Source organism: Candidatus Pelagibacter bacterium nBUS_36, from assembly GCF_051201215.1.
Classification (GTDB): Bacteria; Pseudomonadota; Alphaproteobacteria; order Pelagibacterales; family Pelagibacteraceae; genus Pelagibacter.
The window spans coordinates 290,621-303,916 of sequence record NZ_CP172839.1; the positions used below are offsets into that span (position 1 = coordinate 290,621).

The 13,296-nt window shown below is 33.0% G+C and carries 12 protein-coding genes; 6 read left to right on the top strand and 6 right to left on the bottom strand.

Features of this window, described 5'->3' with window-relative positions; translation table 11 throughout:
* Position 1 precedes the first annotated feature (1 nt).
* The 4 genes from ACIJYI_RS01500 to ACIJYI_RS01515 all read right to left on the bottom strand — a co-directional run bounded on the left by ACIJYI_RS01500 (position 2) and on the right by ACIJYI_RS01515 (position 5,657).
* A complete protein-coding gene (locus ACIJYI_RS01500; protein WP_435097821.1) occupies positions 2-1,471 on the bottom strand; it encodes a glutamine synthetase family protein in 1,470 nt (489 codons plus the stop codon).
* Between the two features lie 72 nt (positions 1,472-1,543).
* Entirely contained in the window at positions 1,544-2,872 is a 1,329-nt protein-coding gene (locus ACIJYI_RS01505) for an NAD(P)/FAD-dependent oxidoreductase (protein ID WP_435114369.1), read from the bottom strand.
* Positions 2,873-2,974: 102 nt separating this feature from the next.
* Positions 2,975-3,325, bottom strand: coding sequence for a hypothetical protein (locus tag ACIJYI_RS01510; protein ID WP_435114370.1), 351 nt, complete (start codon positions 3,323-3,325; stop codon positions 2,975-2,977).
* Positions 3,326-3,329: 4 nt separating this feature from the next.
* On the bottom strand, positions 3,330-5,657 hold the full coding sequence (locus tag ACIJYI_RS01515) for a DUF1989 domain-containing protein (protein WP_435114371.1): 2,328 nt from the start codon (positions 5,655-5,657) through the stop codon (positions 3,330-3,332).
* A gap of 177 nt (positions 5,658-5,834) precedes the next feature.
* On the opposite strand from ACIJYI_RS01515, the gene ACIJYI_RS01520 reads away from it, so the two are divergent.
* The 6 genes from ACIJYI_RS01520 (at position 5,835) to ACIJYI_RS01545 (ending at position 11,482) form a co-directional block, all read left to right on the top strand.
* Entirely contained in the window at positions 5,835-6,740 is a 906-nt protein-coding gene (locus ACIJYI_RS01520) for an ABC transporter substrate-binding protein (protein ID WP_435091249.1), read from the top strand.
* 102 nt (positions 6,741-6,842) lie between these two features.
* The gene (locus tag ACIJYI_RS01525; protein WP_435114372.1) at positions 6,843-7,286 is read left to right on the top strand and encodes a hypothetical protein; all 444 of its coding nucleotides are present in this window, start codon (positions 6,843-6,845) and stop codon (positions 7,284-7,286) included.
* Position 7,287: 1 nt separating this feature from the next.
* Entirely contained in the window at positions 7,288-7,662 is a 375-nt protein-coding gene (locus ACIJYI_RS01530; RefSeq protein ID WP_435090776.1) for an MORN repeat-containing protein, read from the top strand.
* A gap of 2 nt (positions 7,663-7,664) precedes the next feature.
* The gene (locus tag ACIJYI_RS01535) at positions 7,665-8,219 is read left to right on the top strand and encodes a hypothetical protein (RefSeq protein WP_435114373.1); all 555 of its coding nucleotides are present in this window, start codon (positions 7,665-7,667) and stop codon (positions 8,217-8,219) included.
* A 74-nt stretch (positions 8,220-8,293) separates the two neighbouring features.
* Complete coding sequence (locus tag ACIJYI_RS01540; protein ID WP_435090778.1) at positions 8,294-9,325, top strand: quaternary amine ABC transporter ATP-binding protein; 1,032 nt, start codon at positions 8,294-8,296, stop codon at positions 9,323-9,325.
* Positions 9,326-9,328: 3 nt separating this feature from the next.
* Complete coding sequence (locus ACIJYI_RS01545) at positions 9,329-11,482, top strand: ABC transporter permease (protein ID WP_435114374.1); 2,154 nt, start codon at positions 9,329-9,331, stop codon at positions 11,480-11,482.
* Here ACIJYI_RS01545 and ACIJYI_RS01550 read toward each other — a convergent pair.
* Together ACIJYI_RS01550 and ACIJYI_RS01555 are read right to left on the bottom strand one after the other, a co-directional pair.
* Positions 11,479-11,853 (bottom strand): cupin domain-containing protein, encoded by a 375-nt coding sequence (locus ACIJYI_RS01550; protein WP_435114375.1) that lies wholly within the window; start codon positions 11,851-11,853, stop codon positions 11,479-11,481. The genes ACIJYI_RS01545 and ACIJYI_RS01550 overlap by 4 nt on opposite strands.
* Positions 11,854-11,879: 26 nt before the next feature.
* The gene (locus ACIJYI_RS01555; RefSeq protein WP_435114376.1) at positions 11,880-13,217 is read right to left on the bottom strand and encodes an NAD(P)-binding domain-containing protein; all 1,338 of its coding nucleotides are present in this window, start codon (positions 13,215-13,217) and stop codon (positions 11,880-11,882) included.
* Between the last annotated feature and the right edge of the window lie 79 nt (positions 13,218-13,296).

Genomic DNA, 13,296 nt, shown 5'->3' on the forward strand with positions numbered 1-13,296 from the left:
CCTACGGTAGACAATCAAGATAAGTGTCCAGATCCCATTGAGTTGTTGCACCTAAAAATCTTTCCCATTCATCATTTTTATACCAATGAAATACTTTGTACATTTCATCTGGCATAGCTGATTTAATAACCTCATCCTCAGCTAAACGGTCAAGTGCTTGACCAAGACTTAAAGGTAATTTTTTAACTTCTTTACCAGCTGCTTGAGCTTCGTACATACTTCTAGACTCTGGTTTTCCTGGATCAATGTTGTTTGATATCCCATCTTCAAAACATTTTAATAATCCTGATCCCATTAGATAAGGATTATGCATAGAGTCAACTGAACGATATTCAAATCTTCCTGGTGCTGATACTCTTAATCCACAAGTTCTATTTTGATATCCCCAGTCTGCATAAACTGGTGCCCAAAAACCTGTATCCCATAATCTTCTATAAGAGTTTACTGTTGATGATCCGATAGCAGTCAAAGCACCCAAGTGTTTCATAACACCACCAATAGCTTTTAATCCAACTTTACCTGGTAACTGGACATCTTTAGTATCTGGCATAAAAGTATTTGTTCCACCCTCAACATAAGTGAATACTTCGTCCATTGCAGGGATAGATTTATGAGATAATTTATTAACTTTATCTTTTCCACCTTTCCACAAAGACATGTTGGTGTGACAACCACTTGCAGACACACCCATAAAAGGTTTTGTCATAAAGCAAGCAATCAAATTAAATTCTCTAGCAACTTGAGCACAAATTTGCCTATAAGTTGAAAGTCTATCTGCGTTTCTTAAAACATCATCATACATCCAGTTTAATTCTAATTGACCTGGTGCATCTTCATGATCACCTTGAATCATATCAAGACCCATGGCTCTTGCATATTTCATAACTTGCATGAACACTGGTCTTAAAGACTCGAATTGATCTATGTGATAACAATAGGGTTTTGAAAAACCTTTGCCAGTTGGCGTTCCATCTTCATTTTTAGTTAGCCACATCATTTCTGGTTCAGTTCCAACTCTTAACTGATATCCATGTTTTTTCTTAAATTCTTGAGCGTGAATTCTTAGGTTTCCACGGCAATCTGAGGTTAAATGAGCACCTGGATTATCTCTTTCTTCTCTGTTTCTAAAACAAGTAACAAATACTCTTGCAACTTTTTTATCCCAAGGCAACTGACAAAAAGTTTCTGGATCTGGAATTCCAACTAATTCTTTTGCTTCTGGACCATACCCAATATAATTTCCGTGACGATCAACAAATAAGTTTGCTGTTGCACCATAAACTAATTGAAATCCTTTTTCACAAGTTCTTTCCCAGTGATCAGTAGGAATACCTTTACCTACAACTCTTCCAGTAACAGAAATAAATTGAAAAAAAATATATTCAATACCAAGTTCATTAATCTTAGCTCTAACTTGCTTTACTAACTTTGCTCTACCTGGTTGGTTAACGTGTTTATCTAGATCAGTCATTATTTTCATCCCCCAATGAATTTTATTTATTCAAAGTTAGCTGAAAAACTTATTAGTGTCTAGGCTTGAAGTTTAACTCCAAGGGAACGGACTGTTCGATGTAGGGTGAAGTTCACCTTTCTCGTAACGGTTGAATCTAAACGGTTTCAATAAATCACTCTCAGTACCAAGAATTTCTTTTGCAACAAGCTCACCCACACCAATCATTTTATAACCATGGTTAGCGTCAGCAATCATATAAACATTTTCTAAAAATCTATCAAAGATTGGAAATGAGTCTGGTGTCATACATCCAAGACCACCTGATGGTCCTTTTCTATAAAGATCTGATTTACCTTCAAATCTTTTTTGGCAATGAGCTAAAGCTGAACACCACATGTCATTAAACGCTTCTGTAGTTTGAAATTCAGGAGAGTCTAAACCGTATGGATCTACGTTTACTTTATCAAAATGTTTGTCAACTATGTATGGAGATGTTCCACCTTGAACACCTAAACCTTCAATATCAGGTTTATAATAAATTCCCCAAATTTTTTCTGTAATTAATTTTTTTGTTTTATCTGAGTACAATGGCGCAGTAGAATCAACGTGGATTACCGGTGGTTGTTTTCCATTATTCATCTTTAAAAAATCTGGCTCAACACCAATTACACCCTCTTGCAGCATCCAATATGTCCACATATCGGTTTCGTGTAATTTACCATCTTTGCCTTTAATGTTAGCCTTTTTAGGAAGCTCTAACATGTTCCAAAAATCCCTAGCCCATGGACCTGCTCCAACAACTACTTGTTCACACTCGATAGTACCCTTATCAGTTTCAACTCCTGTAACAGCTTTACTATTACTACCTCTTTTAAACCCAGTTACTGTTACACCCTTCATTACTTGAACACCATTTGAAGTAGATTTGTTTTCAAGAGCTTTAATGGAGTCTTTGTTAAATGCGTAACCGCCTTTTTTTTCATGAAGAACTGATGTGATGCCTTGAGCTTGCCAATCATCAAACATTCCTTTCATATAATTCATGCAATCTTTTTCACCTTCAATAAATTCTGATTCGTAACCAATAGCTTTTTGCTGTTCATAAATAGTTGCAACATCTTCATGCATTACTTCTGGCGATATTTGTAAATAGCCAACCGCATTATACTTAAATGCTTTTGGATCACTCTCCCAAACTGAAACTGAATGAGCCATTAGCTCTCTCATAGCTGGTTGAAAGTAATTGTTCCTAACAACACCACAAGCAATACCACTTGCACCAGCAGCAATATCATTTTTTTCTAAAACTATGATGTCACCAGGATTTTTATAAGTTTCTGAAAGTTTCCAGGCTGTACTTAAACCGTGAATACCACCGCCTATAATTACTACTTTTGCTTTTGATGGTAACGTTGACATAATAAAACATTATTTTTTGAAACAAGATATTAATATAATTTTTTATAGAACTAAAAATTATATATAAAAAATATATATTATGGATTATTTAAAAATAAATAGCTAATAGCTTATGTTTTTAAGGGTATCTAAATATTCATTAAACTCTTTAATAAAAGAAGAACTAGGTACAATATTTTTAATTCTCTGGTCAGTAGAAGTTTTTTCCAAATGAAAGAATCCTTTTTCACATGCCTCAGTAATTATAAGAGCTGATTTTGGTCGAGAAGTTTTAAATAATTTTGTTTTAAGTTCTTCGACTGAAAGTTTTTGTCCTTCTTTATGAGCAGACATGACTAACAACATCATATGATAATGTGAAGGAGATTTTCTAAAAAAATAATTACTTGATGTATGGGATTGTTTCATTTGATCTTCCCAAAAGTTTAAAAGTGTTTTTTTAGTGGAAGCCATTTATCTAAGCTCTTACTCTTGATTTTGTTGGATCGTAGAATGGGAAAGCAATAACTTTGGCGCCAATTCTTTTTTGATGACCGTCTAGTTTACCGATTTCAACTTCTGTTCCAATTTCAGAATATTTTACATCAATTCTACAAAGAGCAATATTTTTACCAAGTTTTGGCGAAAGCATGCCGCTAGTTATTACACCAACTTGAGCGCGTCCTACATGAACACAGTCACCATGAATAGCTGGTTCGTGACCAACCAACTCCAAACCTACTAATTTTTTTTGTGGGTTTGCTTTTCTTTTGATTAATTCCTCTTTACCAATGAAATCATCTTCTTTAGTTTTAAGCGGAACAGTAAAACCAATTCCAGCTTCAAAAGGATCTGTTTGGTCATCAAATTCATATCCATAAAAAATAAGTCCAGCCTCTATACGAACCATGTCTAAAGCTTCCAAGCCAAGTGGAGTAATATTAAATTCTTTTCCTGCTTCCCAAACTTTATCCCAAACTTCAGCAGCATCTTTTGGATGGCACCAGATTTCGTATCCAAGTTCACCAGTGTAACCCGTTCTTGAAATAACAATTGGAGTTCCTGTTTCATGATCTACTCGAGCAATATTAAACCTAAACCATTCTAGCTCGGTTATTGATGGTTGAATTGGTGCTGTCCAAACAAATTTTTCTAAAATTTTTCTACTATCAGGTCCTTGAACAGCAATGTTATGAATATGATCTGTGGCAGACTTAATCCAAACTTTATAATTTTTCTTTTTTGCTTGTTCTTTTAACCATTCTCCACTGTACTCATCTCCACCAATCCATCTGAAATTATCTTGTCCAAATTTAAATAAAGTACCATCATCCAACATGCATCCATTTTCATAACACATGGCAGTATAAACAACTTGTCCGATTGATAATTTTTTAACATTTCTTGTAAGAGTATATTGCATTAGGTTTTCAGCATCTGGTCCTAAAATTTCAAATTTTCTTAATGGTGAAAGATCTGTTGCTATCGCACTTTCTCTGCAAGCGTTATATTCTTTTATCGTTCCAGAATTTGTAAAATTATTAGCAAGCCAAAAACCTTTATATTCAACAAAGTTTCTTGTTAGCTCAGATGTTTTTTTATGAAATCCAGTTTCTTGAGTTAGTTTTGGTTCAGCGTCCGTTTTCATTCTAAATGCAATTGCTTTTGAGTATTTTTCATTCTTTGCATAAGTTCTAACAAATATATCTGTAGGGTTCCAGCCATTTGCGGCATCAACATCACAAGGACAGGCAGATGATACACATGTTAAATCTTTTAAAGCTCGGAACAAAACATAATCACCAGGTCTTGACCAAGGTTCGTCAAATGTTGCAACATTATTTACATCTATAGCTGTATTGAAAAAAAGATTTATTGCTGACCAACTTTTTCTAGCTTTGACATCATATTTTTCCAATTCTTTATTAAAATTATCGGTACAATTGATGTGACCCATATAACCCAAATCTTCGTAATATTTTGAAGTACAGGCTAGGTTAAAAGTATCGTGTCTTCCAACAGTGTCTCTAACTACCTCAACCATTGCCTCATGATCACCATCATAGAATTTTGAAAATAAACCTGGCCCAGGGTAAGCACTACCCATGAAAGTTCTGGTTGCCTTATCATCAATAATACTTTCAATTCCATCATTTAATTTATGAGTATCAAAAGCTAAAAAATCAGAACATTGTCTTCCACCCGTATCAATAATTTGAATATATTCTCCAGCTTTAACTTCGTAAGTTTCTGCAGTTCTTCTTTTAACAAGTTGCTCAACTATTGGATCACTTAAAGGATCTGGTAGAATAAATTGTTCATCGGTTTCTGAGAACTGCGCTTTATTCAAAAAAATTGTTAAGTCAGTTGGCGGATTTTGTTCATGAACATTAAGAGGATTGCCTGGGGCTGCAATCAAGACAAAACATTTATCTTTAGAGGATAAAGTTATTTTTTCACCCATCACACAGTCTTCACTAAAAATAATAGACGATTTAGCTTTATTTAAATCAAAACTCTTTTTCTTAAATATTTTAGAAATTTTTTCATCGTTAGCTATTGTTCTTTTTGAAAAATCTGCATTTGAATTTTCTTTTAAATTTAATATTGATAAATCTGATTTTCCATTAGAGTTAAAAACAATTATTTCACAAATTTGTTTTCCCTCGTCATTAATAATTTCGATTTTATCATCTGGAGAAACTTCGATTACAGATAAACCACCACCCTTAACAAAGTATCTTTCAACCCCTGGTGGTAAAACTCTTAGACCAGGATTTTTAATATTGTTGCTAGTAACTAACATATACAATGCTTATTTAATATTTTTCATTAAGCATAATATAATCATAGGGGATTGACTATAAATTTAATAAGTGAGAACATAGTTTATTAAACTTAATATTGAGGGAGATAAAATATGAAGAATAAATTACCGTTAATAATCGGTGCGGTGGTAGTAATAGTTGCCGCAATCTTTTTCATGCAAGGTGGAGACAAAACTGCCAAAAAAGGTGGTGACAGTGCTCAGCCTATAATTATTGCTACTCATAACTGGTCAAGCCAAATTGTAATGGCTCACGTTATTGGTGGAATATTTGAGAGCATGGGAAATAATGTAAGTTATGTAAACACAGACTCACAAGCTGTATACGAGTCAATTCGTATTGGCGATGTAACTCTAGCACACGAAGTTTGGGAATCTGCTTTTGGTAAATCATTTACTACAGCAATGGACAAAGGTGGAATACTTGATTGGGGTGATCACGAAGCAAGAACTCTTGAGGATATGGGATATCCTAACTGGGTTGCTGATAAAGGATTATGTCCAGGTCTTCCAGATTGGACTGCATTAAAAAATCCAGACTGTGCTGCAAACTTTGCAACACCTGACTCGGGTGGAAAAGGTAGAATGTTAGAGGGTCCTCAAACTTGGCACGGAGATTTAATACCTCAGAGGGTTGATGCTCTAGGGCTAGGAGATCTTTGGACAGTTAAATTTGCTGGAAGTGCAGATGCACTTTGGGCAGAACTTAAGGCTGCTGAAAAAGAAGGTAGAGGAACTATAATATTCAACTGGACTCCAAACTTTACGGATGGAAAAGGTTTCACATTTATTGATTTTCCTCCATATTCTGCTGGTTGTAGACCAGAAGATGGTGGTGATGGAAAATGTGGATCTCCAGATGGTTATTTGAAAAAAGCTGTGAATGAGGACTTTCCTAATACTCATCCAGGCGCAGCTGCGGTTTTCAAAAAAATGTCATTTTCAACAAGTCATATCGGAGCAATGGCTGCTTTAGTTGACGAAGACAAGATGACTCATGAAGACGCTGCAAAAAAATGGTTAGCAGACAACAAAAGTGTTTGGGAACCATTTACCAAATAAAGTTAAAAAATAATAACAGAATCTCCCCCAATAATTTTGGGGGGGATTTTTTTTAAATAAATAAATCTAGTGAAGTTTCAAATTATAAATTTTATTAAAAAAATGACAAAATGCTTTCTTTATGTATTTTTAGGTTTGTTTGTTTTTAATTTATCTTTAGCAAAAAATATCGACATACAAGAAGATATAGATATTGGTTTTGTTTGCGAATTAGAAAAAAAAATATTAAAGAATTCAGAATATAATTATAAAACTTTTCTAGCAAAAGATTTAAATGAAAAAAATTTAGACCAATTTACAATTAATGCCAAACAACCTGAAAAACTTTTAATTAAGGGATTATCAGTATTTCTCTCAAAAAATACAAAGTTTGATGTAAAAGTTGTTAATAAAGATATAGTTTTGTTTAAAGCTTTTGATAAAGATAAGAACTATTCAGAGTCTGGTATTATTAATAGAAAATCTGGTGAATTAGTTCATGAGATTACAAAAGATTTGAAAAGCGATAATTTTGAAAAGGATATTTCTTTTTATACATGTAGCTAAAATGAAAAAATATATTTTTTACATAACTTTAAGTTTTTTAATCGCAACTTCAGTGTCAGCTAGAAAAACAGGCTGTGAAGGAGACTGTGAAAATGGTTTTGGTAAATGGACCTATACAGATAAAACGACCTATGAAGGGAATTGGGCTGGAACACAAAAACATGGACAAGGAATTGAAACTTGGCCCAACGGGTACATCTACAAAGGAGAATTTAAAAATAGTGAGTGGAGTGGTCAAGGAATTTTAACTTTTCCTGATGGCTCTGTTTACGAAGGTGAATGGGCGAATGGCTTTATGAATGGAGAAGGAAAGTTTATTTGGTCTGATGGAAAAATAAAAATAGGAATTTGGAAAAACGGAAAATTACAAGAATAATCATGATTGATGGATATATGAATAGATTAAAACAATTGTTACCTGAGCCTATCCAGAAATTTGGCGGCCTTGTTTCTTTAACATTTGTTGTAATTTTATCTTTTGCTATTTTAAATATGTTTTTTGGTCAGGGAGATGAGCTTGTAGAAAAAATGAAAAAGGAAGAGGCAAGAATAGCAGAAGCTAACAAGTTAAGTAAAATAATCTCTACATTGCCATCTGGAATTTTAACTTTTTATGAGGGAAGCGATCATTACAAATTATCCAAAGAACAATACGAAACAGTATGCAAAATAACAAAAATTATTCCACAACGTGCCGTTATGGGTGCTAATTTAATTAATTATAAAGCTAAACAAATATACACTACTAATGGCAATCAAATTGCCGAAACGTTTGTAAGTTGGGACAAAGAAAATAGTAAATGTATTGCTGGCTTTGTTTTAAATGGAAGTATTAATGGTGGAGAAAAAGAAACAATTACTGTTAGTGGGGAAGTTTTAAATTTTTTAAGTACAGGAATTGATACTAGGGTTTATTTTATTAAAAATTTTTAAAGGAGGAATACAATAATTCGAAATAATATAAAAAGTGTATTTTGTTTTTATTTCGTATAACTTATTAAAATATTATGACTAATGCTGTAATTAAGTGTGACTCAGTTTACAAAATTTTTGGAGCAAACGCTCAAAAAATGCTTCAAGATGCCAATGGAAACGTGGATGCAAAAACATTTCAAGAAAATGGATGCATAGTAGGAGTAAATAATGCTTCTTTTGAAGTTTCAAAAGGAGAAATGTTGGTTGTAATGGGTTTATCAGGCTCTGGAAAATCTACTTTGTTAAGATGTATTTCAAGATTAACAGATGCAACTGGTGGAAAGATTTTTATAGAAGGTCAAGACTTGCTTACATTAAATAATAAAGAACTAATTGATCTTAGAAGAAATAAGATGGGGATGGTATTTCAAAGCTTTGCACTACTTCCACATAAAACAGTTTTGGAAAATATTGCGTTTCCACTTCAGATCAAAGGAGTTGAAGATCAAGAAAGCATTAACAAGGCTATGGATATGGTTAAACTTGTTGGTCTTGACGGAAGGGAAAATTATTTTCCAAGAGAACTCTCTGGAGGACAACAACAAAGGGTAGGGATTGCTCGGTCGTTAGCCGTAGAACCTGATATTTGGTTTTTAGATGAACCTTTTTCTGCTCTAGACCCATTAATTAGAAAAGAAATGCAAGATGAGTTTTTAAGACTTCAAGAAAAATTACAGAAAACAATTATGTTTATCACACATGATTTTGATGAAGCGTTAAAGCTTGCTGATCGAATTGCAATTATGAAAGACGGAATAATTGAACAGCTTGATACACCAGCTAATATTGTTTTAAATCCAGCTACAGAGTATGTTCGGAAATTTACCGAAGAAGTTCCTAGAGAAAAAGTATTAAAAATAGAGGATATTATGGATAAACCTCATAATGAAAATTTAAGTGATTTAAAAGTTTCGAAAGATGAAATAATTGAAAATGTTGCTGAAAAGATTTTAAATCAAGAAAAATCTGTTGGTGTTATTGATAAAAATAATCAAATTGTTGGAACTGTACAACCTTCAAAAATAATTAATACTGTTTTTGGTGGAAAAAAAAATAATGATTAAAATATGGAACTGTTAAAAAAATATCCAAAGTTATTTCAATGGCTATTTTTATTGATTGTATTTTTTTCTTTATGCTTTGCAATTGATGTTCCTGAAACCTACAAGTTTATAAGAGGTCAAGCAGAATTTATTAAAGATCCAAATCAAAGTACTTATACACTTTTTGGTGCTGAAGTAAGATATTACGCCTTTGATGTTTTCTGGAGATTACCACCTTTACTAGGATGGTTACCTATTTGGATAAATGATACTTTATTCTTTTTAATGAACGAGTGGATGCCAATGGAGTTTTGGAATGAAAATACTCAATCATACAAAACTAGACCTTTAGTTCTTCAATTAACACGAAATATAACAGCGTTTATGACTTTTCTTATTGAGCTAATCAGAGAGGTTATATTAGGGGGTGTTCAAACAGTTGTTGCGTTTACTAGTTGGGATTGGATTGGAGCAAATCCATGGGCAAAATTACCAGGATTACCTTGGACAATTGTTGCGGCAGGTGCAGTAATACTTGGATATAACTTAAGTGGAAAAGGCTTAGCTATATTTGCTGGTATAGTCATGATTTATATTTCCATATTTGGTCAATGGAAACCATCGATGCAGACTCTTTCTTTTATATTAGTTGCAGCACCACTTTCATTTGTTTTTGGTTTGGGCTTAGGTATTGCGGCATTCAAAAGCAAACGAGTTGAAAAAGCCTTGTATCCAATACTTTTAGTTATGCAAACTATGCCTCAATACGCTGTGTTAGTTCCTGCAATTGTTTTGTTTGGTGTTGGTGATCATGCAGCAGTTATTATAACGATGGTTGTGGCAGTTCCACCAATGATATTATTAACTTTACTGGGTCTAAGAGGAATACCTCCTGAAGTTATTGAAGCTGGAAGAATGAGTGGATGCACTAATTCTCAACTCATGTTCAAAGTATTAATTCCAACTGCAAGAAGAGATATTTTAATCGGAGTAAACCAAGTGATTATGGTTTGTTTCTCTATGGCTGTGATTTCAGCTTTCATAGGTGCAAAAGGTTTAGGTTTTAATTTGTTACTTGCGCTAAACCAATTAAATATTGGCTTAGCACTCGAGGCAGGTTTGTGCATCAGTTTGATTGCAATATTATTGGATAAATTATCTTTAGCTTGGGCAAATAAACAAATCGATTATTTTGGAAACCTAACTTTTTTTGAGCAACATAAAAATAGTATATTTTTTGGTGGCGCAGTATTAATTGGAATTATACTTGCTTTTGTGGGTTCTTTTTTCTTTAAGGAAGGTTTTAATTATCTTTATGAAATTCCACATAACAAAGGAATATCAACAGCAGATTTTTGGAATAGAGGTGTTGATTGGGTTTGGGATACTTTTTTTCAAACTTTAAAAATATTTAACACATGGTTAATTATAGAAGTTCTTCAACCAATGAGAGCTTTATATTTAAGGATGCCAGCTGTTGCTACTTTAGTATTAGTCATTGGTGCAGGTTATATAATTGGTGGAATACGTTCAGCTTTTGTAGTGGGTGGGTTAACATTATTTATAGCACTTAGCCCGTGGTGGGACAGAGCTTTAGTAACCACTTACATGGCAACATTTGGAGTAATTATTTCTTGTGCTATTGGTTTTACAGTTGGAACTTTATGTTTTCAGAACAAATATACTACAAATTTTATGTTGGGAGTTTGTGATATTTTTCAAACTTTCCCTTCATTTGTATATTTAATTCCAGTAATGATGCTTTTTGGTGTCACTGATACATCAGTATTAATTGCAGTAATTGTCTATGCAACGATACCCGCTACAAGATATACTATTGAGGGATTAAGAAGCGTTCCAGCTTCATTGCATGATGCAGGCTCAATGTCAGGTGTAACGAAATTACAAAGATTGATGAAAATAGAATTTCCATTAGCTTTTCCACATATGATGCTTGGTTTAAATCAGACAATTGTGTTTGCTTTATTTATGGTAATTATAGGGGCATTTATTGGAACAGAAGATTTAGGTCAATATATTTTAAAAGCTCTATCTGATAAAAAAGGTGCTGGTATAGGTTTAACTCTCGGTGTTTGTGTTGCTTTTATAGGCTTGGTATTTGATCATTTAATTAGAACGTGGGTAGATCAACGAAAAAAACACCTAGGTATAAGTTAGGATAAATATTCAACTTCAGAAAAACGATCTGTTGGAAAAATCCAATAAAATTCTAAAGTTTCTTTTCCATTATTTTTTAAGGCATGTTTTGCATTACCAGCTATATAAACTACATCACCTTTCTTAATCTCTTCAAGCTCCCCAGATTTATTTAATATACCAGTACCATTTGTGACCACATATATTTCTGCAGGCGAATGATAATGGAGTGTTAAATCTCCTCCTGGGGCAATTTCAGCAAAACCAAGAGAAAGCCCAGAACTTTTTGTATAATCAGCATCAATTAAGAATTTCCATCTCACGCCTGGATATTTTTCTGTTGTTTGCCATTTTTGATCAGAAATAGATTTAAGGTTTTTAACAAACAACATATTTTTTAAAATAATAGTAATACTAATTATTTTATGTAAGCCTTCATGGAGTCATCTAACTCATCTAACCATACTGTATGATGTAAAGGAGATTTTTTTCCAGTAATCAAAGATTTATAACTATTATTTCTAAAAGTCATAATATCTTCATGTTTATGATGCTCCCATTCCATGAAAGTTTTATTTACCCCTTCAATATCAAAATTTGGATAATCAGTAGCTTCAATAAGCTCTTTTGTGTAATCACCTTGAAACCAAATTTTTTGCTCATCATCTTGTAATGAGTCCTCTCTCTTTTTCCATTCAAGACTATTTTTTGTCATTTCTTCTTTTGAAGGTAACGAAATTTTTCCAAGAATATAATCTCTTGCATACCATGCTTGTGCATCAAACATATTAAAGGTATAAAATTGATCTTGCATACCTAGGTACATCATTTTGGGGTTAGACTCCCAAAATATTCCTTTATATAAATTAAGAGGCCATAATAAATTACTCGTTTTTAATTTAAGATCTTCTTCAAGAAAAGGAAAATGATGCAAATAACCTGTACAAAGTATTATAGCATCTACCTTTTTTTTAGATCCATCTTTAAAGTGAACAGTGTTATCCGGATCAGCTTTTACCAATAAAGGTGCTTGAGTAATTCTATCTGGCCAATGATAATTCATTGGTGCAGTTCTGTGACTGATTGTAATTGAATTACACCCGTATTTATAACATTGAGATGCAATATCTTCTGAAGAGTAACTGGTACCCACAATTAAAATATCTTTGTCTTTAAATTCCAAAGCATCTCTAAAATCATGCGCATGCATTACTCTACCACCAAAAGTTGAAAGACCTTCAAATTCAGGCACATTTGGAGTGCTAAAGTGTCCTGAAGCACATACAACATAATCAAAATCCTCGCTATAGGTTTTCTTTTTGACCAAATCTTCAACTGAGACTGTAAATAGTTTACTGTCTTTGTTGTAACTTACCCAACGAACAGAAGTTCTGAATCTTACTTGTTTTTTAAAATCTGATTTAGCAAGTCTACCACGTATATAATCCAAGATTACTTCCCTTGGTGGATAAGATCCAATAGGTTTACCAAAATGTTCATCAAAAGAATAATCTGAAAACTCAAGGCACTCTTTTGGCCCATTGGACCAAAGATATCTATACATACTACAATGTACAGGCTCTCCATGCTCATCAGTTCCAGTTCTCCAACTATAATTCCATAACCCTCCCCAATCTTCTTGTTTTTCAAAGCAAACTACTTCAGGAATTTTTTCACCTTTTTTTTGAGCTGACTCAAAAGCTCGTAGTTGAGCTAAACCAGAAGGTCCTGCGCCAATAATTGCAACTTTTGTCATGAAATTTCTCCAAGTTTGTTAATTTTATAAGATTAGTTTACTAACAAAATGATAAAAATTGCAATAAAATAAGTTTATA

Coding starts and splice junctions, on each gene's coding strand:
- ACIJYI_RS01545 (WP_435114374.1), top strand. CDS start 9,329: ATGGAACTGTTAAAAAAATATCCAAAGTTATTTCAATGGCTATTTTTA.
- ACIJYI_RS01505 (WP_435114369.1), bottom strand. CDS start 2,872: ATGTCAACGTTACCATCAAAAGCAAAAGTAGTAATTATAGGCGGTGGT.
- ACIJYI_RS01540 (WP_435090778.1), top strand. CDS start 8,294: ATGACTAATGCTGTAATTAAGTGTGACTCAGTTTACAAAATTTTTGGA.
- ACIJYI_RS01555 (WP_435114376.1), bottom strand. CDS start 13,217: ATGACAAAAGTTGCAATTATTGGCGCAGGACCTTCTGGTTTAGCTCAA.
- ACIJYI_RS01535 (WP_435114373.1), top strand. CDS start 7,665: ATGATTGATGGATATATGAATAGATTAAAACAATTGTTACCTGAGCCT.
- ACIJYI_RS01530 (WP_435090776.1), top strand. CDS start 7,288: ATGAAAAAATATATTTTTTACATAACTTTAAGTTTTTTAATCGCAACT.
- ACIJYI_RS01525 (WP_435114372.1), top strand. CDS start 6,843: ATGACAAAATGCTTTCTTTATGTATTTTTAGGTTTGTTTGTTTTTAAT.
- ACIJYI_RS01500 (WP_435097821.1), bottom strand. CDS start 1,471: ATGACTGATCTAGATAAACACGTTAACCAACCAGGTAGAGCAAAGTTA.
- ACIJYI_RS01510 (WP_435114370.1), bottom strand. CDS start 3,325: ATGGCTTCCACTAAAAAAACACTTTTAAACTTTTGGGAAGATCAAATG.
- ACIJYI_RS01550 (WP_435114375.1), bottom strand. CDS start 11,853: ATGTTGTTTGTTAAAAACCTTAAATCTATTTCTGATCAAAAATGGCAA.
- ACIJYI_RS01520 (WP_435091249.1), top strand. CDS start 5,835: ATGCAAGGTGGAGACAAAACTGCCAAAAAAGGTGGTGACAGTGCTCAG.
- ACIJYI_RS01515 (WP_435114371.1), bottom strand. CDS start 5,657: ATGTTAGTTACTAGCAACAATATTAAAAATCCTGGTCTAAGAGTTTTA.